Annotated in this window: 21 protein-coding genes and 1 pseudogene; 6 read left to right on the top strand and 16 right to left on the bottom strand. The window is 69.8% G+C overall.

Going from position 1 to position 25,447, the window contains the following annotated elements; all coding sequences use genetic code 11:
* The first annotated feature begins 15 nt into the window (after positions 1–15).
* The 3 genes from FG385_RS27945 (at position 16) to FG385_RS27955 (ending at position 2,955) form a co-directional block, all read left to right on the top strand.
* Positions 16–600, top strand: a complete 585-nt coding sequence (locus tag FG385_RS27945; RefSeq protein ID WP_139099786.1) for a class I SAM-dependent methyltransferase — start codon at positions 16–18, stop codon at positions 598–600.
* A 22-nt stretch (positions 601–622) separates the two neighbouring features.
* Positions 623–1,195, top strand: coding sequence for a DUF2218 domain-containing protein (locus FG385_RS27950; RefSeq protein WP_139099787.1), 573 nt, complete (start codon positions 623–625; stop codon positions 1,193–1,195).
* Between the two features lie 317 nt (positions 1,196–1,512).
* Positions 1,513–2,955, top strand: a complete 1,443-nt coding sequence (locus tag FG385_RS27955; RefSeq protein WP_139099788.1) for a multicopper oxidase family protein — start codon at positions 1,513–1,515, stop codon at positions 2,953–2,955.
* A gap of 144 nt (positions 2,956–3,099) precedes the next feature.
* On the opposite strand, the pseudogene FG385_RS35070 reads toward FG385_RS27955, so the two are convergent.
* From FG385_RS35070 to FG385_RS28000, 9 genes and pseudogenes are all read right to left on the bottom strand, one after another.
* Positions 3,100–3,420 (bottom strand): annotated as a pseudogene (locus FG385_RS35070) (enoyl-CoA hydratase-related protein); the annotation flags it as partial.
* Between the two features lie 9 nt (positions 3,421–3,429).
* Positions 3,430–5,079, bottom strand: coding sequence for a chaperonin GroEL (gene groL / locus FG385_RS27965; protein WP_139099790.1), 1,650 nt, complete (start codon positions 5,077–5,079; stop codon positions 3,430–3,432).
* Between the two features lie 19 nt (positions 5,080–5,098).
* A complete protein-coding gene (locus FG385_RS27970) occupies positions 5,099–6,124 on the bottom strand; it encodes an NAD(P)-dependent alcohol dehydrogenase (RefSeq protein WP_139099791.1) in 1,026 nt (341 codons plus the stop codon).
* Positions 6,121–6,849 carry a metal-sulfur cluster assembly factor gene (locus FG385_RS27975; protein WP_139099792.1) on the bottom strand — a complete coding sequence of 243 codons (729 nt, stop codon included), beginning with the start codon at positions 6,847–6,849 and terminating at the stop codon, positions 6,121–6,123. Before FG385_RS27975 ends, FG385_RS27970 begins: the two co-directional genes overlap by 4 nt.
* Positions 6,846–7,847 carry an amidohydrolase family protein gene (locus tag FG385_RS27980; RefSeq protein ID WP_139099793.1) on the bottom strand — a complete coding sequence of 334 codons (1,002 nt, stop codon included), beginning with the start codon at positions 7,845–7,847 and terminating at the stop codon, positions 6,846–6,848. The genes FG385_RS27975 and FG385_RS27980 overlap by 4 nt, the downstream gene beginning before the upstream one ends.
* 91 nt (positions 7,848–7,938) lie before the next feature.
* Positions 7,939–8,289 (bottom strand): propane 2-monooxygenase effector subunit MimD, encoded by a 351-nt coding sequence (gene mimD / locus FG385_RS27985; RefSeq protein WP_407645559.1) that lies wholly within the window; start codon positions 8,287–8,289, stop codon positions 7,939–7,941.
* Entirely contained in the window at positions 8,286–9,392 is a 1,107-nt protein-coding gene (locus FG385_RS27990; RefSeq protein ID WP_139099794.1) for an aromatic/alkene monooxygenase hydroxylase subunit beta, read from the bottom strand. Before FG385_RS27990 ends, mimD begins: the two co-directional genes overlap by 4 nt.
* A gap of 15 nt (positions 9,393–9,407) precedes the next feature.
* Complete coding sequence (locus FG385_RS27995; RefSeq protein ID WP_139099795.1) at positions 9,408–10,454, bottom strand: 2Fe-2S iron-sulfur cluster-binding protein; 1,047 nt, start codon at positions 10,452–10,454, stop codon at positions 9,408–9,410.
* A 92-nt stretch (positions 10,455–10,546) separates the two neighbouring features.
* A complete protein-coding gene (locus FG385_RS28000; RefSeq protein WP_139099796.1) occupies positions 10,547–12,184 on the bottom strand; it encodes a ferritin family protein in 1,638 nt (545 codons plus the stop codon).
* A 184-nt stretch (positions 12,185–12,368) separates the two neighbouring features.
* Here FG385_RS28000 and FG385_RS28005 point away from each other — a divergent pair, with 184 nt between their 5' ends.
* Positions 12,369–14,156: a sigma-54-dependent Fis family transcriptional regulator gene (locus tag FG385_RS28005; protein WP_235022835.1), complete on the top strand. Its 1,788-nt coding sequence runs from the start codon at positions 12,369–12,371 to the stop codon at positions 14,154–14,156.
* Between the two features lie 99 nt (positions 14,157–14,255).
* On the opposite strand, the gene FG385_RS28010 is transcribed toward FG385_RS28005, so the two are convergent.
* A complete protein-coding gene (locus tag FG385_RS28010) occupies positions 14,256–14,798 on the bottom strand; it encodes a hypothetical protein (RefSeq protein ID WP_139099798.1) in 543 nt (180 codons plus the stop codon).
* Between the two features lie 80 nt (positions 14,799–14,878).
* Between FG385_RS28010 and FG385_RS28015 the strand changes: the two genes are divergently transcribed.
* Positions 14,879–16,087, top strand: a complete 1,209-nt coding sequence (locus FG385_RS28015) for an MFS transporter (RefSeq protein ID WP_200834692.1) — start codon at positions 14,879–14,881, stop codon at positions 16,085–16,087.
* A 265-nt stretch (positions 16,088–16,352) separates the two neighbouring features.
* Here the strand turns inward: FG385_RS28015 and FG385_RS28025 are convergent, their stop codons facing one another.
* The 5 genes from FG385_RS28025 to FG385_RS28045 all read right to left on the bottom strand — a co-directional run bounded on the left by FG385_RS28025 (position 16,353) and on the right by FG385_RS28045 (position 22,055).
* Positions 16,353–17,417 carry an acyl-CoA dehydrogenase family protein gene (locus FG385_RS28025; protein ID WP_139099799.1) on the bottom strand — a complete coding sequence of 355 codons (1,065 nt, stop codon included), beginning with the start codon at positions 17,415–17,417 and terminating at the stop codon, positions 16,353–16,355.
* Entirely contained in the window at positions 17,417–18,349 is a 933-nt protein-coding gene (locus FG385_RS28030) for a VOC family protein (RefSeq protein WP_139099800.1), read from the bottom strand. Before FG385_RS28030 ends, FG385_RS28025 begins: the two co-directional genes overlap by 1 nt.
* A gap of 115 nt (positions 18,350–18,464) precedes the next feature.
* Positions 18,465–19,211: an enoyl-CoA hydratase/isomerase family protein gene (locus FG385_RS28035; RefSeq protein WP_139099801.1), complete on the bottom strand. Its 747-nt coding sequence runs from the start codon at positions 19,209–19,211 to the stop codon at positions 18,465–18,467.
* A 19-nt stretch (positions 19,212–19,230) separates the two neighbouring features.
* A complete protein-coding gene (locus FG385_RS28040; RefSeq protein ID WP_139099802.1) occupies positions 19,231–20,463 on the bottom strand; it encodes an acyl-CoA dehydrogenase family protein in 1,233 nt (410 codons plus the stop codon).
* Positions 20,460–22,055 carry an AMP-binding protein gene (locus tag FG385_RS28045; protein WP_139099803.1) on the bottom strand — a complete coding sequence of 532 codons (1,596 nt, stop codon included), beginning with the start codon at positions 22,053–22,055 and terminating at the stop codon, positions 20,460–20,462. Before FG385_RS28045 ends, FG385_RS28040 begins: the two co-directional genes overlap by 4 nt.
* Before the next feature lie 185 nt (positions 22,056–22,240).
* On the opposite strand from FG385_RS28045, the gene FG385_RS28050 reads away from it, so the two are divergent.
* Positions 22,241–22,849: a class I SAM-dependent DNA methyltransferase gene (locus tag FG385_RS28050; RefSeq protein WP_139099804.1), complete on the top strand. Its 609-nt coding sequence runs from the start codon at positions 22,241–22,243 to the stop codon at positions 22,847–22,849.
* Positions 22,850–22,926: 77 nt separating this feature from the next.
* Here FG385_RS28050 and FG385_RS28055 read toward each other — a convergent pair whose 3' ends face one another.
* Entirely contained in the window at positions 22,927–25,446 is a 2,520-nt protein-coding gene (locus FG385_RS28055) for an ABC transporter permease (RefSeq protein ID WP_139099805.1), read from the bottom strand.
* Position 25,447: the final 1 nt, after the last annotated feature.

Genomic DNA, 25,447 nt, shown 5'->3' on the forward strand with positions numbered 1-25,447 from the left:
CGATAAATTCCCTGCATGACCCACGCACATCCGGGCTCCCGCACACCCGACGAGCTCTACGCCACCCCACCGCCCTGGGATATCGGCCGTCCGCAGCCGGCGTTCCGGTCACTCACGATCCGCGGCCGCGTGCTCGACGCGGGCTGCGGGACCGGGGAGCACACGTTGCTCGCCGCCTCACTCGGGCTCGAGGCCACCGGGATCGATCTGGCCCGGACCGCACTGGACCAGGCCGAGCGCAAGGCCCGCGACCGGGGCCTGGCGGCACGGTTCGTGCACCAGGACGCCCGCCACCTCGCCGAACTGGGCGAGGTGTTCGACACCGTGCTCGACTGTGGCCTGTTCCATATCTTCACCGGCGCGGACCGAAGCTCCTATGTGGACGGTCTACGGGCGGTACTGGCGCCGGGCGGCCGGTATTCCATGCTGGGCTTCAGCGACGCGGAACCGGATCCCTGGCCGCACAAGCTCTGTCGCGACGACATCACCGCCGCATTCGCCGCCGGCTGGCGGATCGAGTCGATCGAACCGGCCGTCATCGAAGCCCGTACCGGACGTGGCCACGTCAAGGCGTGGCTCGCGGCGCTCACCCGGCTCTGAACACCATCCGGAAAGGACCATCATGCCGACCGCCGAGGCTCGCGTCCCCACCGAGCGCGCCAGCCGTTACCTCGTCCAGTTCTGCCGGCACACCAGCCAGATGAGCCGCATGCGGCACCGGCCTCCCGGTCGCCATGGCGTGCCTGATGTTCCGGCCGTGGAGCACGCCGAGTGGTCCGACACCGCCGGGACGGTCCGCTTCGCGCGGGGCTCCTGCACACTGCGGGCCGAGCCGACCGCGCTGACGCTGCGCGTCGAGGCCGCCGACGGCGACGCCTTGCGGGCACTCCAGGACGGCATCACCCGGCGCCTGCGGACCATCGGCCGCCGCGACCGGCTGATCCCGCGGTGGCACCCGTCCGGCGACGTGCCCGCGTCACCACCGGCGCCCGCCGGTCGCCGCCCCGGCAGGATGCGCGCTCCGGCCTGGGTGGCCGCCGCGGCGCTGGCCGTCGTCGCGCACCTCGGGCTCGCCGCCTCGACCTGGGGAAGGTGGGGTGCCGACGCGCTTCTCACCGTCGTCGCCGTGAAGGTGCTCGTTGTCGGCGCTCACCTGCTACTACGGCGCGGCGGCTGGAGGCCCCGGGGGCGCTGATACCCTGGGGGTGTATGGTAGCTGGCGTGGCGGGTGATGGTGTGATGCGCTGGACGCCGCGCGCGCTGCTCGTCCTCGCCGGCGGATCACAGCACATGACCGGCTGCCCGGGGATGCTGGCGGACGACGGCGCGCCGTGACGATCACCCGGCGCCGGCGGTCGTGATCGGCCGGTTCACCGCGCCGCAAGTCTCGCGCCCATCCAGGTCGGCCCCGTCGCAGTGGGGCCGCGCGAGCCCGGAGGTGCTGCGGATCTGACCGGAACGCGCATACCCCGCGTTCCGATCCATTCCTCATCCTCTGGGAGCCGATCTCTCATGTCCGTTGGCAACTCGTCTTTCTCGCGCCGCCGCCTGCTTGCCGGCGGGGGCTCGCTCGCCGCGCTCGGGGCGCTGGCCGCCTGCGGCGCGACGGCGTCCGCCCCGCCGCGCCGCCCGGAAGCGCCGCCGCGCTCGTACACGCTCACCCCGCAACCCACCCGGCTCGACCTCGGTGGTCCGGCTGTGCAGACCTGGGCCTTCGGGGACACGCTGCCCGGCCCGCTCCTGCGTGGCACGGCCGGTGACCGGATGCGCGTCACCGTCGCCAGCAGGCTCCCGGCCGGCACGACGGTGCACTGGCACGGTCTCCCGGTGGTCAACGCCATGGACGGCGTCCCGGACGTCACGCAGCCCCAGATCGCGGCGGGGACCCCGTTCACCTACGAGTTCACCCTGCCCGACCCGGGCACCTACTGGTACCACTCGCATGTCGGCGTCCAGCGTGACCGCGGCCTGTACGGGCCGCTGATCATCGACGACCCGCACGAGCCTGGCCGCTACGACGTGGAGTGGACGATCGTGGTGGACGACTGGATCGACGGCACCGGAACCACCCCCGACCGCGTGCTCCAGCGGCTGGAATCCGGCGGGATGATGATGTCGGGCGGCGGCATGATGGGCAAGGGCTCGCCGGTGCTGGGCGGGGACGCCGGGGACGTGACCTACCCTTACTACCTGCTCAACGGGCGGGCACCGGCCGCGCCGGTGTCGTTCACCGCGAAGCCGCGGCAGAAGGCCCGGATCCGGATGATCAACGCGGGCGGCGACACCTCGTTCCGGGTGGCGCTGGGCGGTCACCGGCTGACCGTGACCCACACCGACGGCTACCCGGTCGCCCCGGTCACCGTGGACACGCTGGTGCTCGGCATGGGTGAGCGCTACGACGTCGAGGTCACGCTGGCCGACGGGGTGTTCCCGCTGGTCGCGGTGGCCGAAGGCAAGACCGGCCAGGCTCTCGGCGTGGTCCGCACGGGTGCCGGAGCCGTGCCGCCGGCGAACGTGCGCCCGGCCGAACTCGACGGCCGGATGCTGGACTACGCCGGCCTGCACGCCGCCTCGGGCGCCGTCCTGCCCGCGCGGACTCCCGACGTGACGCACGATCTGGTGCTGGGTGGCGGGATGATGCCCTACCGGTGGACCATCAACGGCCGCGCCTACCCGGACGACCAGCCGCTGCCGGTGCGCCAGGGCCAGTACGTGCGGCTGCGCTACCGCAACACCACCGCGATGTACCACCCGGTGCACCTGCACGGTCACACTTTCGCGCTGCGCCAGGGAAACTCGCCCACCGGGCCACGCAAGGACACCGCGATCGTCCTACCCGGACAGACGATCGTGGCCGACTTCGTCGCGGACAACCCCGGCCAGTGGGTCACGCACTGCCACAACGCCTACCACGACGCGGCCGGCATGATGACCGTCATCTCCTATCAGGCGTGAGCGGCCCACCTGCCGCAGCGCGACGTCGATCAACTCCGCCGGGGCGCAGCAGCGGTCCACCAGCCCTGCCGCCACCGCCGCCGCCGGGCAGTACCGCACCGCGCTCTCCGACGAAGGCCTGATGATCCCGCCGGACATGATCCGGGCGTCCGCCGCGCGCGCCAGTTCGTAACCCGCACCGACCGCGTCGCCGTTGAGGGCGGCCACGACCGGAAGCGGGTGCGCGCGAAGGGCCGCCAGCACCTGCGGCAGGCGGTGCAGCGGCGCCGCGCGGACCGGGCCGGGCACCGGGCTGACGTCGGGGGCGAAAACACCTCCGGCCCCGGTGAGCACGATGGGACGGCCCGGTCCGACGTACGCGACGGCCGCCGCCAGGCTGTCGAGCAGCTCGGCGGTCAGCGCGTCCCGCGCGCCGGCGCGGATCCTGATCAGGATGGCGCCCGGCTTGTACTCCAGGTCGAGCATCGGAGCCGGTCAGTAGATATTGGACGGACGCACCAGGCCCTCGGCGAGATCGCCGGTGCCCGGGGCGATCACCGCGCCGGGGTTGACCAATACCTGCTCCACGATCGCGGTTTCGGTGGTGATCAGCAGCGCCGCGATGGACGCCGCGCTTTCCAGCGCCGAACGGGTCACCTTGAGGGGGTCGACGACACCGGCGGCGAAGAGATCCCGGTACTCGCCGGTGAGCGCGTCGAATCCCCAGCCGTTGTCCAGTTCGGACACTCGCGCCAGCACCTCGTCGCCCTCGTAGCCCGCGTTGGAGGCGATCCACCGCAGCGGTTCCCCCGCGGCCCGGCGCACGATCTCACGTCCTTGCGCCGCGTCGCCGTCGAGGCCGACCAGATCCACGCAACGCGCGGCCTGCGCCAGTGCCGCCCCGCCGCCGGTCACCACCCCCTCCTCCAGCGCCGCCCTGGCCGCCGCCAGCGAGTCCTCCACTCGCAGCATCCGTTCCTTGAGCTCGACGCTGGTCGCGGCGCCCACGCGCACCACGGCGATCCGGCCCGACAACCTCGCGATCCGCAGCCGCAGGCTGTCCTGGTCGTGTTCGATACGGGCTCGTTTGAGCTGACTGTCCAGCTGGCCGATCCGTGCCCGCACCGCCGCTTCGTCACCGGCACCGCCGATGATCGTCGTCGCGTCCTCGGTGATCGTGATGTGCTCGCAGCGACCGAAATCCCGTTCGGTGACCTCGGTGAGGCCGACACCGGAGTCTTCACTGACCACTCGCCCGCCGAGCGCGGCCGCGAGGTCCTCCAGCTCGGCCACCCGCCGGTGACCGAAACCGGGTGCGCGAACCACGACGGCCGGGCAGGTGCGGTGCACGTTGCCGCTGACGATCATCTGCAGGGCGGGCCCGTCGACGTTCTCCGCGAGGATCACCAGCGGGCGGTCGAGGCGGCGGGCCGCCTCCACGGTGGGCATCAGCTCCTGCACCTGGCTGATCTTCTTGTTGGTCAGCAGGATGACCGGATCGTCGTAGGCGGCCTCCATCCGTTCGGAGTCGGTGACCATGTACGGCGAGGTGTAGCCGTGGCCGAACTCGATCCCGTCGACCAGTTCCACGCTCAGGCCGGGCTCGTCGGACTCCTCCACCTCGACGACGCCTTCACGGCCCACCGCGGCCAGTGCCTGCGCGATCACGCGGCCGATGCGTTCGTCGTCGCTCGCCGCCAGCGTGGCGATCCGCTCCAGCTCGACCTCGCCGGAGACCTGTGCCGCCGATTTGCGCAGCCACTCGACGACCGCTTCGACGGTCTCCTCGATGCCGCGGCGCACCCGCATGGGGTTCGCGCCCTCACCGAGCGCGGCCAGGCCCTCCCGCACCATCGCCTGCGCGAGCACCGTCGCGGTGGTGGTGCCGTCGCCGACGGCGCCGTTGGTCTTCATCGCGACTTCCTTGACCAGCTGCGCCCCCATGTTGGCGAACGGCTCGGCCAGCTGGACCTCCCTGGCGATGGTCACGCCGTCGTTGGTGATGGTCGGCGGCCCGGTCAGCTTCTCCAGCACGGCGTTGCGCCCCTTGGGCCCCAAGGTGACCTTCACCGCGTCGGCCAGTGTGTTGACGCCCAGCTCGAGCCGGCGCCGCGCCTCGACGCTGAACCGCAGCTCCTTCGCCATGGTCTTCTTCCTTTCCTTGTCAGGGAACGAGGATTGCCCGGCCGCGCACCTTGCCGGCGCCGAGGTCGTCGATCGCCCGCTGGAACTCTTCGAGCCCGTAGCGGGCGGTGTGCAGCTTCACCTTGCCCTGCGCGGCCAGCACCATCAGGTCCTGCAGATCGGTGTACGAGCCGACGAGGTTGCCGATGAAGTTGATCTCCGTCGAGATGATGTCGATCGTCGGGACGTTGAGGTTCTCGCCGTAACCGACGACGTAGTAGTTCCCCGCCCGGCGCAGCATGCGCACCCCTTCGGAGGTCGACCCGCCTTCGCCGACGAAGTCGATGACCGCCTCCGCGCCCTGCCCGCCGGTCCGCTCGAGGACCTCGTTCACGTGGTTGCCGTCCGCGACGACCGTGACGTCCGCACCGACCTGCCGCGCCAGTTCGAGCGCCTCGGGATTGCGATCCACCACGACGAGGGTGGCGGCGCTCATCGCCTTCATACACTGGATGCCGATGTGGCCGAGCCCGCCCGCGCCGATGACGACGCAGACCTCGCCGGGGCGCAACACCCCGGCCGCCTTCGCGGCGGCATGCTGCGCGGTCAGGCCCGCGTCGGCGAGCGCGGCGACGTCGGCCGGCTCCAGGCTGTCATCCAGCTTCACGCAGGAACGGGCCGATGTCAGCACGTACTCGGCGTACCCGCCGTGGGTGTCGATCCCGGGGAAGCGCGAGTTCTCGCAGTGCACGTCGTCGCCGAGGCGGCAGGCCCGGCACAGGCCGCACGTCATCAGCGGATGGAGGATCACCTTGTCCCCCACCGCGACGTTCGTCACCGCGTCACCAACGGCGTGCACCCAGCCGGCGTTCTCGTGCCCGATCGTGTAAGGCAGCGCGACGCCGGACTTCTCCGCCCACTGGCCTTCGAGGATGTGGAGATCGGTCCGGCAGACCCCGGCCGCACCGACGCGCACCACGACGTCCAGCGGCCCGGTGATCTTCGGTTCGCCGACGTCGCGCAGTTCGAGGTTCTGGTGGTACCCGGTGACCTGTGCGGCTTTCATGAGTCGCTCCTGGAATCGGTGACGACCGGGACGGCCGGATCGGCGTCGGCGTACCGGGTGGCGAGCAGGCCCCGGCAGAAATGGGCGTTGCCCTCGATCGAAACCCGTGTGGTGGCGGCCAGCCGCAACCACAGCGCCACCTCGGACTTCGCGACCGGCTTGCCGTCGTGATCGACCAGCACGCGGGCGTGCGCATGGTTGGGCAGCCCGACGGCCTCGCGACGGCGCAGCAGCGCGGACTTCAGCGGCCCTTCGGGCAGGTCGAACAGTTCGAGCAGCGGCAGTTCCTCGATCGTCCAGGCACCGCTGGTCAGCACCGAGCGGCAGCTTCGTTCCATCGCCGCCAGATGCGCCTTGCGCCGAAACGTCCGGCGAAGCTCGTCGAGGCCTTCTTCCGCCTCCACACCGAACGTCCCGACGTAACCGAGCCCGGCCGCGGTGCCGGCGTTGATCTTGCCGGAGTCGTGGTGATCGTCCAGCAGCACGCGTACCCGGCCAACTCCCGGCACCCCCGCCAGCGCGTCGTAGGCGTCGGCGACCATCAGGTAGGCGAAGTTGGGGGCGCAGAACGAAGTGGGCAGGCGCAGGTGTACCTCCACCCCGCCGTCGTCGATCGCCACGGACCGGACGAAACCCAACTCGGTCACGGGTTCGTCCAGCTCGGGGTCGAGCACCGTCGCCAGCGCCGCGAGAACCTCGCCCGCCAGGGAAACGGCGGTGGTCATCGCGCACCCGCCGGAACGGGCAGCCGCAGCTGACGGGGCACGTCGAGGTCGTACAGCGCGGCCGCGTTGAGCCCGAGGATCTTCTTCTTCTGTTCCGTGGTGATCGCCGGATACTCCGGCATGTCCTCTGGGATCTGGAAGTCGACGAACTTCTCGACGAGCCATTTCGGCGTCCACAGTGCATAGTCGCTGCCGAAGAGGATCTTGTCCTCGCCGATCCAGTAGAGCAGTTCCCCGATGATCTGGGCGAAGTAGCGGGGCCGGGCGTGGATGAACGGCATCGCGACGGCGAGCCCACCGTACACATTGGACTCCTGGGTGGCGATCCAGCAGAAGTCCTCCAGCCTCGGCAGGCCGACGTGCTCGACGATGAAGTTCAGGTCGAGGTAGTCGGTGGCCACCTTGTCGATGTCGGCGACATCGAACGCGTCCCGGTCCAGCGGCCGGATCGTCGGTCCTTTGTGGACGTGGATGTTCTTGATGCCGAGCTCGAGGCACTCTTCGAGGTACCGGCGCGACCAGGGGTCGTCGAGCTGGTAGCCGCGCGAGTCGCCGTGCCATTCCGCGGTGTAGAGCTTGACGCCCTTGAGGTTCATCCGCTCGGCGTCGCGGCGCAGCTGCTCCAGCCCGGCCTCGCCGTTACGGGGATCGTAGGCGTGGTTGTAGGTCAGCTTGTCCGGATGCTGCTGGGCGAGCCCGAACGCCTCCTCGGTCTGGCCGAACCCGTTGTGGTAGAACTCGCTGAGCAGGGTCGCCTGGAAGATGGCGTGATCGACGTGGCCTTCGCCGAAGATGTCCTTCATGAACCGCTCGGCACCGTAGTAGGTGTAGGTGTCGTAGTCCCAGACGACCTCTTCGGGGCTGAGGTTCTTGTGGTAGTCGTAGAAGCAGTCGATGAACTGCTTGCCGTGCACGTTCTTGTGGTTGCCCGCGCGGCCATCCCAGATGTGGACGTGCCCGTCGGCGACGTAGTAGCTCTCGCCATCCTTCTCGTACATCGTGACCCTTCGCTGTGCTGGTGTTCGGTGGAACGGTGGTGGCGGAGCTCCTCGTGCGGGCCCCGCCACCACCTGGATTTCAGGTCCGGCGTCAGCCGTGCGCGAGGAGGTCGAAACCGATGTACTCGGCGGCGTCCTCCGGATTGGCGAACAGCAGCGTGCGGTCGTCCAGATGCACCATGCGGCCGTAGTGGGTCGAGCTGATCTCCTCGAAGATCGAACCGTCGAACGGCTCACCGAGCGCCTCGGTCAGCTCGTCGTAGTCGAACTCCAGGAGCTTCGTGCCGTCCACCCGGATCATGGACGGGTACTCGACGAGCGAGACGCCCTTCTTGGTCGCCATCACGTCGGCGACCACCCGGCCCACCGGGGTGTTCATCAGGGTGACCCCGCACATGTTCGAGGACCCGGCCTGCGAACCGAACTGCATGCTGCCGCTCACTTGTCCAACTCCTTCGGTACTTCGAGCCCGATCTCTTCGAGCAACTGGGCGAACTTCTCCTTCGCCGCACTGAACGAGTCGGCGAACGTCAGCGTCTTCTCCGCCGGCTGCGACCAGATGGGCTGCAGGGCCTGCGCGGCGACGAGGCTGGCCGGCACCCATTTCGCGAGCCACTCGCCGAACAGCTCCTTGTTGCTCTCGCCGGTCTTCTCGTCGCGGGTGAGCATCCGGAACAGGGCGCGCGTGTAGCCGAGGTCGCGGCTGTAGTCGTACTCGCCGGTGCCGACGATCGTCGGCGTGATGTAGTCCCCGTTCTTGGCGGAGATCTGCATGACCAGCTCCGACCGGAACAGCTGGCCCACCAGTTGCTCGAACACGATGTTGGCGCCGAACAGCAGCTCCGCCCAGTCACCGACCGCGGTGAGCTCCTCGACGACCTTGCGGGTGGGCTGCCACTCCTCGGCCGAGGCCCACACCTCCTGGTGGACCGAACCGTCGAAGGTGTCGAGCGATTCGGACAGGTCCAGGTTGAACAGCGCGAGGTCCTGCGCGAAGCGCATCTTGTGGGCGGCGTTGACGGCCACCGCGGTGTTGATCATGTTGGTCGGTCCGGAGCGCTGGATCGAGGTGAACACGTGCAGCGCCATCCCGTTCTCGGCGTGCATCCAGGCGCCGAGGTTGCGCGCGATGAACTTCTGCCAGGCCGGGTTCCAGTTGCCGTAGGCGCCCGCGCGCTTGGCGTTCCCCAGGCACAGGGAGACCTGCCGCACCACCGCGGAGTTGTTGCGGTAGATGGTCTGCTCCCACTCCTCGTTCGGGTCGAGGAAGGCGTGCCAGTTCGATGACTTCGCGGTCGTCCATTCCTGCGGGTAGCCGCCGGGGCCGTCGCCGAAGCCGTAGATCCAGCCCTGGGTCAGGTGCCGCTCGGGGTCCGGCTGCACGTCGACGGTCACGTCCTCGTACACCGTCGCCCTGAGCTTCGCCGGCTTGAAGTAGTTGTAGGTGCGGCTGGAGGAGCTGGGGAACTCCAGCGCGCCGGCCTCGGAGTCGGTGAACTCCACTTTCGGGAAACTGCGCACCTTCGGTGTCGCACTGCTCGCCATTGAGATCTCCTCTGTCTACTCGTCACGAACCGACGTGGTGAACTTGTCGTAGAACACCTGGTCATCCGGTACGCCCTGCCGCGACGCCAGCTCGAGAGCGGCGTCCACCATCGGCGGCGGCCCGCACAGGTAGACCTCGGTGCGGTGCAACTCGGGCTCCCTGGCCGCCACGACGTCGGTGACCATCCCCTGCTCCGCGGTGACACCGAGTTCCTCGGCGCCCTCGGTGGATTCCGAAAGCGCGACGACGAACCCGAAGTCCCCGAGACGTTCACCCAGTGCCCGGATCTCGTCCAGGTAGAACAGGTCCGCGGGTGTGCGTGCGCCGTAGTAGAAGCGGATCCGGCGCGGGTCGCCGGTCTCGCTCAGGTGGCGCAGCAGGCCGAGCACGGGCGCCATTCCGGCCCCGCCCGCCATCAGCACCAGCGGGAGCACGTGCCCGTTCTTGAGGGTGAAGTTGCCGTAGGGACCGGTCAGCCCGATCGTCGCGCCGACCTCGATTCCGCTGTCCAGCAACGAGGAGAACCGGCCACCGGGGTACTTCTTGATGACGAACTCGATGTGGTCCGTTGTGGACGGTATCGTCGCCATGGAGAACGACCGGCGCTCGTCGGTGCCCGGGATGGTCAGATCGGCGTACTGGCCGGGCTTGAACTCGTACGCGGGCGGGTCGACCGGCTTGAGCTTGAGGCCCACGATGTCGTGGGTGTGCGGCACGATCTCCACGACCTCGGTCCGGATCTCCTGCAGCGGGGCGGAGTTGAGCAGCTCGTCCTCGTCGAAGTTGAGCAGCTCGATGGTGCAGTCGCTGAAGGCGTGTGCCCGGCACAGCAGCACATAGCCCTCCTCGACCTCGGCGTCGTTGCAGGCGAACGTCGAGTAGCGCTCCATCTGGATCTCGCCGTCCAGCACGTAGGACTTGCACGCCGAGCACTGCCCCTCGCGGCAGCCGTGCATGAGGTGGATGCCCTGGCGGAACGCGGCGTCCAGGATCTTCTCGTCCTCGCCGACCTCCATCTCGATGTCGACGGGTTCGAAGGAGATGCGATGCTTATCGGCCATGTGGTCTCTCGATTCTCGGGAACGGACGGCGGCGGCGAACCCCAGTCGCACGCAAGCCACCACCGCCGCCGTCCGCTGGTCCTCCAGGACCGTCAGGCGGCCGTGACGTTCGGGTTGGCGCGGTAGGCCGCGGCCCACTGCTCACGTTCGGCGTCGGACATCTCGTTGAGCGTCACGTTCGGGCTCGCGAACCGGATGCCGCGCAGGTCGTCGAGCGTCCACAGCTTCTTCGGATCGTCGAGGTCCAGGTGCGGCTGCGGGATGAGGGTCTTGCCGTCGTCGCGGACGTAGCCGAGGTCCTTCACGATGTCGGCGAGATCGCGGTCGTGGTGCAGCGTCTCCCACTCGCGCTGCCCGGTGAGCCGGCCCATGTTGGGGGTTTCCCGGCCCTCGTACTCGGGACGGAAGGCGACCTTGTCGGTCCAGGCGCAGGTCTCCGAGCAGTAGGTCCGCCACTGGTCGTCGACCTTGTCCACCACCATGTCCTCGCGGACCAGGCAGGGCACCATGCAGGTCCAGCAGCGGTGCGGGTACTCGTAGCCGACGTCCTCGAACGCGATCGGCTTGTTGCGGCCAGGGCGGGCCAGCCGGTTGTAGGCCTCCCACCACTTGCCGAACTGGTTGTACCAGCCCGGGTACTTCTCCTCGAACCACTCGAAGTCGGCGTCGGTCATGCCGTCGATGCGCCAGTAGTTGACCGGCCAGCCGGTGGCGAAGAACTGTGCCACCCGGTGCACGTAGAACTTGTTCGTGATCCGGTTCCACGCCTCCTCGACCAGGTCGTGCGGGATCACCAGGCCGTACTTCTCCAGCGGGAGCAGGTAGCTGCGGTAGTAGTCGTCGTAGATCCAGCGGCGCCACATCTCCGCGTAGGATTCGCGGTTCTTGCGGCGGTCCTTGGTGCCGTACTCGATGAAGGTGCCGATGGCCGCGTCCACCACGCAGTGGTTGTTCCACCAGGCGTAGCGCAGGTCGCGCTCGAGCAGCGGGCGGTTGCGCTCGTCGGCCAGCGCCATCAGCAGGATGGAGTAGCCGTTGCTGATGTGCCGGGACTCGTCGGACTGCACCGAGTGGAACACGGTCGGCAGCAGGTAGTCGCCGTTGGCCGCGGCCTCGTCGGGCATCGCGACGAACAGCGTGTTGGTGAACGCGGTCTCCGCGACCACGGTCAGGTAGATGTTGGCGGCGGTGATCGCGTCGCCGGTGATGAACCCTTCACCGAACTGCCGGCCGATGGTGCCCGCGTAGTTGTTCGCGAACGCCTTCTCCGTGATGTCGAACCCGGCCGGGTCGATGTAGTTGTTCATGTACAGCTTCTTGAGGTTCATCTGGATCGTCGAGTGCCTGACCTCGTCGATCATCTGCACCGCGAGTCCGTTGTGGATCTCCGGGTTCGGCACGGCGTCGATCGCCATCGGCATCGCGCGCGCCGCCGAGATCTCCGGGAACGGGATGATGGACAGGAACAGCTTCTGCCACTCCAGCCAGCGCTGCTGCACCTGCCGGAACATGTTGCCCCGGATCGCGCCGTCCATCGCGCCGAAGACGCGGTTGTCCTTTTCCTCCTCCATCGGGAAGTACGACCGCATGATCTGCTTGAGCGGGTCCTTCTTCGGTGCCTTCTCGAACGTGTAGTCCGTCCCGAAGCGGGTCGCCGGCGTCGCGAACGTCGGTTCCCACGACAGCTCCGTGATCTTGTTATGCGCCTTGGTGAGACTCTGCCTGCTCAATTCAGCCTCCTTGCGGCCGGGGTCTCGCCGCCCGGCAGTCGTCACTGACGGGGGAGAGTGTGTTGCGGATCGCAGGTAAGTTCTGTCTCAATGTGAGACCGGGGAATCCGCAGGCGCCCGCCACGATGGGTCGTGTGGGTCAATGACTGCGGTGACCCGGCACTCGACGTCGAAGGAGACGGTGGTGACGAGGCGAGAACACCTGTCGGATTCGCAGGTCGGCGTCCTGCGGGAAAAGTTCCTGTCGCGCCCGGTGCCCGAACTTCCCGGCGTGCGGGACATCATCTCCGCGTCCTGGCGGCGCGCGCTCGAACACCGGATCGACGCCGACGAACCGGACCCCATCTTCGTCGCCGACCGCGACGAGGAGTGCCTGCTGGTGCGCAGCGCCACGCCGATCCTCGACAACCTGTGCACCGAACTGGTCAGCCACGAGGTCGCGATCGTGCTCACCGACGCCGACGGGCTGGTGGTGCGCCGGTCCAGTGTGGATCGCGCGCTCGACTCCGGGCTGGACCGGATCTCGCTCGCCCCCGGGTACAGCTACGCCGAGGACTCGATCGGGACGAACGGGATCGGCACCACCCTCGAATGCCAGAAGCCGGTGCTGGTGTCGGGATTCGAGCATTTCAACAGCCGCCTGGCGGACTTCGAATGCGCCGGGGCGCCGATCTACCATCCGGTCCGCGGTCACCTGGTCGGCGTGCTCGACCTGACCTCCTGGGCGGGCACCCCGGGCCCGCTGCTGCTGACTCTGGCGGGCCGGACGGCACGGCAGATCGAGGAGGCGATGCTCGCCGGCGTCGGCGCTCGCGAGCTGGCGCTCTTCCGCGAGTACCTCGCGTCCTGCCAGCGTGGATCGGGCGCGATCCTCGCCGTCAACGAGGACGTCGTGATGGTCAACAACCACGCGCAGGAGCTCTACGACGTGGCCGACCGGGCGGCACTGCTCACGCACAGCGCCGACGTCGCCGGAGCGACCAAACCCGTCACCGTGCTGGCCGACCTGCCCTCGGGCGTGGTCGCCCGGCTGGAATACCGGCCCGTGTACAGCGGCTCGGTGCTCGCCGGCGGAGTGTTCCGCGTCAAGAACCAGGCCGCCGCGCCGCGCACGGCCGGGCGCGCCGATCTGCACCTGCCCGGCGTGGTCGGCACCAGCCCGGCCTGGCGGCAGACCTGTGGCGCCGCGCAGGCGAGCTTCACCGGCGGAAGCTGGCTGGTGCTGACCGGCGAGCGCGGCAGCGGGAAGGCCGCATTGGCGCAGGCGATCGCGCGTCACCACGCGCCGAGTGGCAGGTTGATCGTCCAGGACTGCGAGGGTGTCGACGACTACGAGTCCTGGGCGGGCGCGCTGGCCGACGAGGTGGCCGGAGGCGACGCGCCGGTCGTGGTCCTGCGGCACGCCGACACGCTGGGCACCGAAGGCATGCGGCGCCTCACCGACCTGTTCACGGGCTGGCAGGGAGGCGCACCGGGCAAGGCGCCCGCCTGGGTCGCCGTGACTTTCAGTGAGACCTCACGCGGCCCCGACGCGGCCGGATGGCTGATGCCGTTCTTCGCGCACACCGTCGAGGTGCCGCCACTGCGTCACCGGATCGACGACGTGCGCCGCCTGGTGCCGTACCTGCTGGCCCGCCACGCCAAGCGCCCCGACCTGGCGCTCTCGGACGCGTGCCTGCGCCAGCTCATGCGGCTGCCGTGGACCGGGAACATCCGCCAGCTCGACCGGGTACTGGCCGAGGTGTCGCGACAGCACCGGTCGGGCACGATCGAGGTCACCGACCTCCCGGCGGAATGCCGGACCGTCACGCGGCGCCGGCTCACCCAGCTCGAGTCGATCGAACGGGACGCCATCGTCCGCAGCCTCGCGGCGCACTACGGCAACAAGGAGAGGGCCGCGGCGGAACTCGGCATGTCGCGCGCCACCATCTATCGCAAGATCCGCGCCTTCGGCATCATGCCGGGTCGCTGACCTCAGCCGGCCCAGCGAGCGATACCGAGCGCCGCGGCGCAGACGGGAGGGTCGCCGACGTGGCCTTCCTCCTCGCCAGCGACGAGGCGCGCTCGCGGATCAGGCCGCGTCGCCGGGCCCGTCGGCCGGCGTTTCCAGGTCTCGCGGCTGCGCGCCCATGCTGAACCGGCCGAGCGCGACCGCGGCGACGAACAGGATCACCACCCCGAGCCCGGAGAAGAACCCGATCTCCTGCACGACCCGGCCCACCGTGGTCGCGCCCGCCGGTTGCCCGGCATCCGGCGGACCACCGGTCCACAGCACGGAAAGGACCGGGCCCAGGATGAACCACGCGCCCCCGGCCGCGGCGAGCCAGCCCGCCGCCACACCGACCGCGCGAGTGGTCGCGACGGCCAGCCCGATACCGCCGAGGATCGCCGCGGCGGCGGGCAGGACCTCCAGCCACAGCCGGCCCCACGTCCAGGTCCAGGTGCTGTCGGGGGTGTAGGCGTAGCCGAACTGCGGGCCCCAGAACGGGACGAGCCCGCCCCAGATGCCCAGTAGCACCAGCAGCCCGCCACTGAGCATGCCCCGGCCGGCCGGGATCCGCGCGCCCCGCATCGAGAGCGCATGATGTGACATATGCCCGCCAGCAGTTGTCATGTCGGCTCACCCCGAATCGCGGACGGCTGTGCCCAGTGTGCGCCTCCCGCGTGTGCACCGCATCCGGGCGCGGTGGGTCGGTGAACCCGGTCGGCGCCGGGTCCCGGATGTCGCCGTGGCGGTTCGTGACCGCGTTCGGCACGGTCAGCCTGCTGATGGACTTCGTGTACGAGGGCGCCCGTTCGATCACCGGCCCGTTGCTGGCATCGCTGGGCGCGTCCGCGCTCGTGGTCGGGGTCGTCACCGGGGCGGGCGAAGCCGCCGCGCTCGGGCTGCGGCTGGTTTCCGGCCCGCTGGCCGACCGCACCCGCCACTTCTGGGCCTGGACGATCAGCGGCTACGCGCTGACCGCCGCCACCGTCCCGCTCCTCGGCGTGACCGGGCTGCTCTGGCTCGCGTGCGCCCTCGTGATCGCCGAACGGGTCGGCAAGGCCGTCCGCTCACCGGCGAAAGACACACTGCTGTCCCACGCCACCGCGGCGGTGGGGCGCGGCCGCGGCTTCGCGGTCCACGAAGCCCTCGACCAGATCGGCGCTCTCCTCGGCCCCCTGACCGTCGCCGGGATACTGGCCCTCACCCACGACGACTACACCCCCGCCCTCGGCGTGCTCGCCATCCCCGGCGTCGCCGCACTCGCGCTGCTGGTATGGCTGCGCGGCCGCGTGCCCGACCCGATCGCGTACGAAACCGGTGCCGCGAACGCTCCGGCCACCCGCGAGCCCGGCCGGCTGCCCCGGGCGTTCTGGGTCTACGGCGGTTTCACCGCCACCACCATGGCCGGCTTCGCCACCTTCGGCGTGCTGTCGTTCCACCTCGTCGAACGCCACCTGCTCGCCACCGCGGCGGTGCCGCTCGTCTACGCCGCCGCCATGGCCGCCGACGCGCTCGCCGCCCTGGCCACCGGCTGGCTCTACGACAAGATCGGCGCCCGCACCCTCATCGCGCTCCCCCTGCTGTCGGCCGCCGTGCCACTGCTGGCGTTCACCAACACCCCCGGCCTCACCATCCTCGGCGCCGTGCTGTGGGGCTCCGCCGTCGGCGTGCAGGAATCCACCCTGCGCGCCGTCGTCGCCGATCTCGTCCCCAGCACCCGGCGGGCCACCGCCTACGGCATCTTCGCCGGCATCCTCGGCGGCGCCACCCTCGCCGGCGGCGCGCTGACCGGCGCGCTCTACGACTACTCGATCCCGACCCTGATCGTCACCGTCACCGCGATCCAGGCCGGCGCCATCGCGCTCCTGTGGCTCGGCAACCGGTCCCCCGCTCGACACCACTGGACGGTGCCATGACCATCCGGAGGGGATCACCACCGCGCTGCAGTCCGTCGTGTGCCTGGGCGCAACCGCGGAGAAGGCCCGTGAAACCTTCCTGAACTCCTCGTTCGACCTGTTCCGCCGGTCCTTGAGCACCACCATGACCCGGTACATGTCCTCAAGGGAGGGTCCAAGCCACCGTCGATGAGGTAGCCAGCGCCGTGGATGAACGCGGCGTCGTCGCTCGCGAGGAACGACGCGAGCTTCGCGATCTCGGCCGGCTGGCCCGGTATCGCGACCTCTACAGGCCGAGGTGAGTGGCAAGCCTGTCGAGGTGAAAGTCCGCGTCGCCGTAGGTGAGCGCCGCCGCGGTGGCGTGGCGGAGATAGCGGTGCAGGTCGTGCTCGGCCGTGAACCCGATGGCGCCGTGCACCTGGTGGCCCAGTGCGCAGACGCGCTCGTAGGCCTCGCTGACGACCGCCTTCGCGGTGCTGACCTCGGTGGTGGCGTCCGACCCGGTGCCGAGCCGCCACGCCGCCTCGTAGGTGGCGAACCGGGACCCCAGCACCTCGATCGCCATGTTCGCGCAGTGGTGCTGCACCGCCTGGAACGCGCCGACCGGTTTGCCGAACTGGCGGCGCTGCCCGGCGTAGTCCACGGTCAGCTCCAGCACGGCCTGCGCGCCGCCGACCATCTCCGCGCATTTCAGGACCGTGGCGTACGCCGTCGCGGCGTCCACGGTGGACTCCTTCCCGGGGAGAAATCGTTCCCCGGAAACGGAAACACCGTCGAACAACACCGTGTAGACCGGTTCGTTGCCGACCACGTCGAGGCGCTCACCGGTGATCCCCGGCGCGCCCCCCTCGACGAGCGCGGCGGCCGTGCCGTCCGGCGTGGCGGCGACCGCCAGCAGGTCGGCCACCTCCAGCGCGAACGGCACGAACAGCGCACGGCCCTCGACGGTGTACCCATCGCCGGCCGGGGTCGCGGTCAGGTCGGATCCGGCGGCGCCCCAGCGCCCGCCCGGCTCTGCGCGCGCGTAGCCGATCGTCCTGCCATCGGCGACCCCCGGCAGCCATTGCCGCGCCTGCTCCGTGGTACCGGATCCGGCGATCACCGACGCGGCGGCGGCGGTCGGCACGAAGGGCGTCGCCACCCCGGCGCGGCCCAACTCTTCGGCGACCAGGCACACGTCGAGGAAGTCCGCGCCGACGCCCCCGTAGGGCTCCGGCACCGCCAGCCCGGTCCAGCCGAGCTCGACGATCTCCTTCCACAGCCCGGATCCGTCCACACCGGAACGTCCGGCCAGGAATTCCCGGGCCGTGGCTTGGACCAGCTGCTGGTCCTCGGTCAGCGTCAGGTCCACTAGGCGTCCACCGGGATCTTGTCGGACCGGACCCACACGCCCGGCTTCTCCTCCCAGAACAGCTGCACCAGCACGCCTCCGGTCTGTTTCGGGTGGACGAAGGTGTGCTTCCAGGCCGCCCCGTCGGTGACGCCCTCCTCGTCGTCGAACGGCTCGATCCCGTGCTGGGCCAGCGCCGCGCGCGCCGCCTCCCAGTCAGCCACCTGGAAGGTCACATGGTGCACCGAGGTCCCGTTCTTCGCCAGGAACCGGTCGATGAACGAGTCCTCGCCGCGCGGCATGATGATCTCCCAGCACACCGAGGAGCCCGGGATGTTCAGCACCAGGTCCGCCATATCGGGCAGCTCGTCGATCGGCGTCTTCCAGATCGGCAGGAACCCGGCGAGGTCCGCGTACCACTGGGCGAGCGCCTCGCGATCCGGGTACGCCTGGCAGATGTGGTCCATGGTGACGATCCCGACTGCCGGGCCTGCCGCTTCGGAGAAGGCGACGGGCTCGGCGTTTTCGTCACCGGCCAGCGCCAGGCTTCCGGTGCCGCGCAGCCGGAACCGCACGCCCGGCCCGTGCTCCGGCGGGGTCAGCGACGCCTCGATCCAGCCGTGCCCGGAGTCCACATAGGCCAGTCCGCGCTTGTCCAGCTCGGCGCGCACCGCGTCCAGGTCGGGCACTTCGGCGCCGACGTGGTGGAAGCCCGGCCTGCCCTTCTGCTCATCCAAAGTGGACTGCAATGGCGAACTCCCGCCCGAGGGCGAGAGCACCACCCAGTCCTGCCCCCAGCTGCCGGGCACGGCGAGCCGGACGCCCTTGACGCCCTGCTCCGGGTTGTCCCAGTGGCTTGTCGGCCGGAACCCGAAGACGTTACGCAGCAACGAAACCTGCCCGTCCAGGTCGGGGACCAGCTGCGCGACATGGTCGATCCGGTAGATCCGCATCTGGCTGCTCCTTTCTGTCTTTTGAAGCGGCGGAGCCGCTTGCTGTGTGGGACACAGCTTGCGCCGCCTCAGGTTCCGCCACCCGCGCCGCCACGCAAACCACCTTCAAACGATTTCAGGACGGGTGGGGTTCGATCCAGTCGTAGCCGTTCTGCACGAGTTCCTTGACCAGGCGCAGGTTGTACCGGTTCATCGCGGCGATCCGGGTCGCCAGCTCCTCGACCCGCGAGTCGAACTCGTCCGCGCCGTAGACGTCGTTGACCAGGCCCATCCGCAGCGCGCGGCCGGCATCCAGCCGGATCCCGGTGAACAGCATCTCCATGGCGAGCGCCTTGCCGATCCGCTGTGGCAGCCGTTTGACCCCGCCCCAGCCGGGCGCGGACCCGCCGACCTCGGGCTGGTCCGGGTCCTCCCGGCCGTTCATGAACTTCGGCTGGTACGGCGGGCGCGCCGACAGCGTGATCTCCACCAGGCCCAGCTTCGCGTTCTCGTGCGCCACGATGAAATCCGCGCCCAGCGCCAGTTCCAGCCCGCCGCCGACGGCGTACCCGTGCACCGCGGCGAAGACCGGAATGGACAGTCGTGACATCATCGCGAACGTCTTCTCGCCGAGCCTGCCCTGCTCGATCCGGTCTGCCTTGGTCAGTCCCTCCGACCAGTCGACGTCCATCCCGGCGCAGAAGGCCCGCTCACCCGCACCCCGGAGCACCGCAACGCAGACGTTCTCGTCGTCGTCGATCTCGGTGAACACCCGGCGCAGCTCGTGCAAGGTGCCCGGGGTCAGCGCGTTGAGCTTGTCCGGGCGGTTGAGCGTCAGCCAGGCCACTCGATCTTTGATCTGCACGTCAAGCGTCTCGTCCATGTGCTCCTTCTCTTTCCTTCTATTCCCTGGGGAGTCCGAGTCCGCGGGTGGCGATCACGTTACGCTGGATTTCCGTCGTCCCACCCAGGAAGGTAGCCGCAACCGCGTCCGCGCGCAGATGCGCGTACGTCGCGTGCAACGGCGCGTCCTTGCCTTGCCACAGCTGGGAGAACGGGCCGAACGCCGAGGCGCCGGTCCGCGCGAGCCGCTGCAGCAGTTCGGCGCCGAACAGCTGGTTCACCGAGGCTTCGTAGCCCGGCACGCCGCCCTTGGCCTGCACCGAAACCGTGTACCTGGCGAGGTTGTACGCGACCCTGATCTCGGCGTACCGGCGTGCGATCTCGTGCCGCAGCGCGCCGCGGTCGGCGCGGGCGAAGCGGTTGCCCTCGTCGGAGCGCAGGTACGTCACCAGGTCGGCGAGCGCCTGCTCCATCTTCACGCACGCCCCGATGCCCGCGCGCTCGAACGACAGCGCGTCCATCGCCACGTACCAGCCCTTGTTCTCCGCACCGACGCGGTTGGCCACCGGCACCCGCACCTCGTCGAGGAAGATCTCGGCGAACGGGGCGGCGCCGCGGATGTCGGTGATCGGGCGGATGGTCACTCCCGGTGTCTTCGCGTCCAGCACCAGGAACGTGATACCCCGGTGCCTCTTCGCGTCGGGATCGGTGCGGACGAGCACGAACAGCCAGTCGGCGTACTGACCCAGAGAGGTCCAGACCTTCTGGCCGGTCACCACGTAGTCGTCCCCGTCCCGTACGGCGCGGGTGCGCAGTCCCGCGAGGTCGGATCCGGCGCCGGGCTCGGAGAACCCCTGCGCCCAGGTCGCCTCGCCGCGCGCGATCCTCGGCAGGTGCTCGGCCTTCTGCTCGTCGGTGCCGTGCGCCAGCAAGGTCGGGCCGAGCAGGAACGCGCCGATGCCGTTCACGGTCGGCACCCGCGCGCGCATCATCTCCTCCTGCAGCACGAACTCCAGCAGCGCGGACAGCCCGGCGCCGCCGTACTCCCGCGGCCAGTGCGGGGCGATCCATCCCCGTTCCGCCAGCGCGCTCGCCCATCGGCGTGCGCCTTCCCGGCGAGCCGGATCAGCGGAGGACCGGTCGACCGGCCAGTTGTAGCCCCACACGTCCTCCGGCTCCATCGAGTGCTCGTCGTCGTGGTCGGGGACGTACCCGGCCGGGAAACGTTCGCCGATGAACGCCCGCACTTCCTGCCGGAACGCCGCCTCCTCGGGCGAGTCCTCCCAGTTCATGCCGTCCTTTCCGCGCGGCGGCCCTGGCCCGCCTCGCGATCCCAGGTCGACGCCGTGAGGCCGTGGTCGCCCTGTTCCTTCAGCTTGTACTTGGCGACCTTGTCCGTCGGGGTTCTCGGCAAGGCGTCCACGAACTCCACGTACCTCGGCACCATGAACCGGGGCAGCCGGTCTTCACAGAACCCGACCAGCTCGTCCGGGTCCAGCGCCGCCTCCGGCCGCAGCACGACGGTCAGCTTGACGTCCTCCTCCTCGAGCTCGGAGGGCACCCCGGTGGCCGCGCATTCGATCACGTCCGGGTGCAGGTTCACCTCGCACTCGATGTCGAACGCGGAGATGTTCTCGCCCCGGTGGCGGATCGCGTCCTTCATCCGGTCGAGGAAGAAGTAGTAGCCGTCCTCGTCCCGGTAGCCCCGGTCCCCGGTGTGGTACCACAGGTTCCGGAACGCCTCGGCGGTCGCCTCCGGGGCACCGTAGTAGCCGGTGGTGATCACGAAGGGCTGTTTGGGCCGCACGACCAGCTCACCGGGCTCGCCGGGCCCGAGCAGGCGGTCATGGGCGTCCACCACGCCGACCTCGAACCGCCGCTCGTTCGGCGTCCCGCACGACCCGAGCCGCCACTCGCCGTACGGGCTGCCGGTCACGATTCCGGCCTCGGTGCTGGTGTACGTCTCCGCCGAGCGCACCCCGAACCGTTCCAGCAGCGGAGCATCCAAAATGGACTTTCCCATGTAGAACGTGTCGAGCGGATGGTCCTTGTCCCGCGGGGTTTCCGGCCTGTTCAGCAGGATCGGGATCATCGAGAACACGCTCATGCACACCTCGGCGCCGAACGCGCGCACGTCGTCCCAGAACCGCGAAGCGTGGAACCGGTCGGTCACCGCTATCGCGCCGCCGCCCAGCATCGCCGAGAACACGCCGTCCCACAGGCCCGCGGCGTGGAACAGCGGCAGCGGGCAGTAGATCGTCTTGCCCCACCTGTCCAGGTAGTCGAGCGAGTCGATCGCGCAGGTCAGCCCGAGCGCGTGCGAGCACATCGCGCCCTTCGACGGGCCCGTGGTGCCGGACGTGTACATGATCGCGTGCAGATCGGAGAACGCCACGGGCCGGCTGACCGGCTCGGCGCCGTGGGCCAGCAGCTCCGAAAACGCCAATGTCGGTTTGCCGACCGGGCGGGCAGGTCCGCGGACGATCACCCTGCCCAGCCCGGGGAGCCGGTGCGCGAGGGGGATGATGCGATCGGCGTAGGCGCCGTCGATGATCAGCGTCGACGAGTCGGAGCTGGCCAGCACATGCGCGAGCAACTCGCCTTGGTGGGCGACGTTCACCGGCACGGCCACGGCACCGAGGCGGGCGAGCGCGAAGATCGTGTACAGGAAGTCGGCGCAGTTGGGCAGCATGACCGCGACGTGCTGGCCGCGGCCGACGCCGTGCGCGGCGAGTCCGTTCGCCACCCAGTCGGTCATCGAGTCGACCTCGCCGTAGCTGAGTTCGCCCTCGTGGAACTTGAGGAACACCTCGGAACGGTGCGTTACCGCGCGTTGCCGGAGCACGTCACCGATGACCAGACTGTCCAGCCTCTCACTGCGCATGCACACCCTCCGGATGGCTTCCCGACGGCCTTCGAAGCGGGTTTCGCGCCATCCATACGAACATGATTCACCCCTTCGTGGCTACCCCCCGGCCGCTCGCGACCCGCACATGCACTGGTCGAACGGCGGAAACCCGGGGTCATTAGGCTGGTCGGCACGATCGACGACGAGAAAGGCGGGACGGCGTGAGCTCGTTCGACGAGAAGGCCGCGACCTGGGACGACGAAGCCAAGACCGAGCGTGCCCGGGTGGTCGCGGCGGCCATCCGCCGGGTCGTGGCGCCGACCGGATCGACGCGCGTGCTCGAGTACGGGGCGGGCACCGGGCTCGTTTCGCAGCAACTCGCCGACGGCGTCGGTCCGATCACTCTCGCGGACTCGTCGGCCGGCATGCGGGACGTCATGCGCGGCAAGCTGGCGACGGGAGCCCTGCCCGCGAACACTCGCATCTGGGACCTCGACCTGTCCGCCGGAAGTGTCCCCGGCGAACGTTTCGACCTGATCGTCACGGTGATGGCGCTGCACCACATCCCGGACCTGACGCCCGTGCTGGACGCTTTCGCGAGCCTACTCGACGAGGGCGGGCACCTCTGCGTGGTCGACCTCGTCAAAGAGGACGGCTCGTTTCACGACGGCGGCGACTTCCACGGCCACCACGGGTTCGACACCGGCGACCTGTCCGCCCGGCTCGAATCGGCGGGGTTCGCCGATGTCCACGTCGAGCAGGTCTACGAGGTGGTCAGGGACGGCGCCGCCTACCCGCTCTTCCTGGCGGCGGGCACGAAGGCCCGGTAGGTTCTGGCGAGCGCGCCGACCGCGATCCATTGTGGACAGGATCAAGCACGTAGCGGGCGGGTGACCTCCGCCGCGGGTTAGGTTTCGCTGGTCGCGGTGATGGGTGGGGTTTTCGTCGCGCGGTGCGCGGGGAACACCGAGGCCAGGACGGCGGCGAGCACTGTCAGCGCGACGTAGAGCAGGATCTGGCCGGTCGGCAGCGCGAAGGCGCCCTCGCCGGTTTGCCGGAGGAACAGGTGCACGGTGGCCCAGGCGTAGGGGATGCCCAGGGCGAGTCCGGTGGCAACGCCCAGCAGCGTCACCAGCACCGCCTCGATCGTCAGGGTGAGGCGCAACTGGCGTTTGGTCAGGCCGATGGCTCGCAGCACGGCCGATTCGCGGGTGCGCTCGATGACCGACAGCGACAGGGTGTTGGCGATACCGATCAGGGCGATCAGCGCGGCGATACTCAGCAGGGCCCCGAACACTCCAAGGACCTGGCTGATTCGGCTGGTGAGCTGGGCCTTGTAGTCGGCAGCGCTGGTGATCGTCAGCGCGGTGGCGCCGGTGGCCCGTTCGATCGCGGCCAGGGATTCGCTCGGCGGGACACCGGGTTTGGTCAAGATCAGCACGGACTGCGCTGTCGTGGGCGCGAAGTCACGGAGGTAGTCCGAGAGCGGGAGGAGCAGCGGCGGAAGCGTTTCCCCCTGATCGATCGCATAGACCGCGGCCACCCGAGCCGTTCGTGGCGCCGCGTTGGGAACGTCGATCGTGACCGTGCCGCCGTCGTGCGCGTGCAGCGCGGCGAGTGCGCCCGAGCTTACGGCCACGGTTCCCGGTCGCAGGTCGGTCATCGCGCCGTCGATCATCCGCGGGCGGACCATCGTCGAGTAGGCCACCGGCTCGAGCGCGTCCACCTGCTGCGGCGACGCGTTCACGGTGACCGTTCCCTGATACACCTCGGCCACTGTGGACAGTTGCGGAAGGTGGCGTAGCTGGTCGGTCACGGCCGGGGGGATCCCGCCGGGGCCGGTCACAAGGTAGTCGAAGGGATAGTGCCGGGCAATCGAGGTGGTGGCGGACGCCTGCATCGACATGGTGACGATGGCGAACACCGTCGCCAGCGTGGTGCCGATCGTCAGCGCCGCCGTCGTCGCGGCGGCCCGTCCCGGATTGCGGCGCACGTTGGCGACCGCCAGCCGCGCCGGGCCGCCGATGATCCGCCCCGGCACCCACCCCAGCACCCGCACCAGCGGCCCCACCACCAGCGGTCCCGCCGCCAGCACGGCCAGGAACAGGACGCAGCCGCCCGCGGCGATCTCGAAGAACCCCGTGCGGCTGGAACTCTCGACGCCCAGGTAGGTCAGCGCCAGGCCCACCGCGCCGACGATCGCCGCGATCACTACCCGGGGCCGCCTCGTTCGCCGCATCGCCTCGCCCGCGTGCGGCTGGTGCCGCAACGCGGCCAACGGCGCGATCGCGCTCGCGCCGCGCGCGGGCAGCAGCGCGGAAAACACCGTGACCACGACGCCGAGGGCCAGCGAGATCAGCGCTGTCCTGGGGCTGAGCACCACCCCGCTGCCGGTCGCGATGGGCGTGCCGGTCCAGGAAAACACCGCCCGCATCCCCAGTGCGGCGCCGAGACCGGCCAGTACCCCGGCAGCCGACGCCACAACGCCGGCCAGCGAGGATTCCGCCAGCGTCGCGGTGAGGACCTGGCGGCGCGTCGCCCCCACACAGCGCAGCAGCGCGAATTCCCGGGTGCGCTGGGCCACCAGGATGCTGAAGGTGTTGTTGATGACCAGCGCGGCGACCAGCAGCGCGACCAGCGCGAAGATCAGCAGGATCTGCAGGAAGAGGTCGGTGAACTTGACTGACGCGTCGGCCTGGTCCTTCGCCAGTTGCGTGCCGGTGACCACCTCGTCGTGTGGGGACCCCACCGCCGTGCGCACCCGCTGGGCAAGCTGCGCCTGGCTGACACCCGGTGCCGCCCGCGCGTCGATCTCGTCGTAGCCGGGCCGGCCGGTCAGTGCCAGTGCCGCGTCGGGGGCGAGCCCGATGACGGTGGCGCCGTTGAGTCCCTTGGCGACGCCGAGATCGATGATGCCGGCCAGCCGGTACCGCATGAGGCGATGCTGCTGGTCCAGCACCTGGAGGGTGGCTCCGACGGTGTATCCGTCGGCCTGGGCGGTGTCCTGATCGAGCACGGCTTCGCGGGCGGACTGGGGCAGTCTCCCGCTGACGACGCGGTAGGGCTGCAACTGCGGGTCGGGCGAGATGGCGATGGCGCTACCCCGCTGCGGGGCACGCCCCGCGTGGTCGAGCAGCGAAGCCGGCCCGGTGACCCGGCCGACCGCGGCGGCGACTCCCGGTGTGTCGCGGACGGTGTTCAGCGTGGTGGCCGCGATCCAGGGCTTTTGCTGAGCATCCGGCGCCGGTCTCACAGCGGCGTCGACGTGGCGGGCGGCCGCCGCGAAGTCGGCGTAGAAGGATCGCTGGGCGGTGTCGGTGAGGATCAACGTTCCGGCCACGAACGCGACGCCCAACGTGATGGCGAGCGTCGCCAGCGCCAGGCGCAGCTTGTGCGCGCGGATACCGGCGAGGGTGCTGCGTAGCATC

This window comes from Amycolatopsis alkalitolerans, assembly GCF_006152065.1.
In the GTDB taxonomy this organism is placed as follows: domain Bacteria; phylum Actinomycetota; class Actinomycetes; order Mycobacteriales; family Pseudonocardiaceae; genus Amycolatopsis_E; species Amycolatopsis_E alkalitolerans.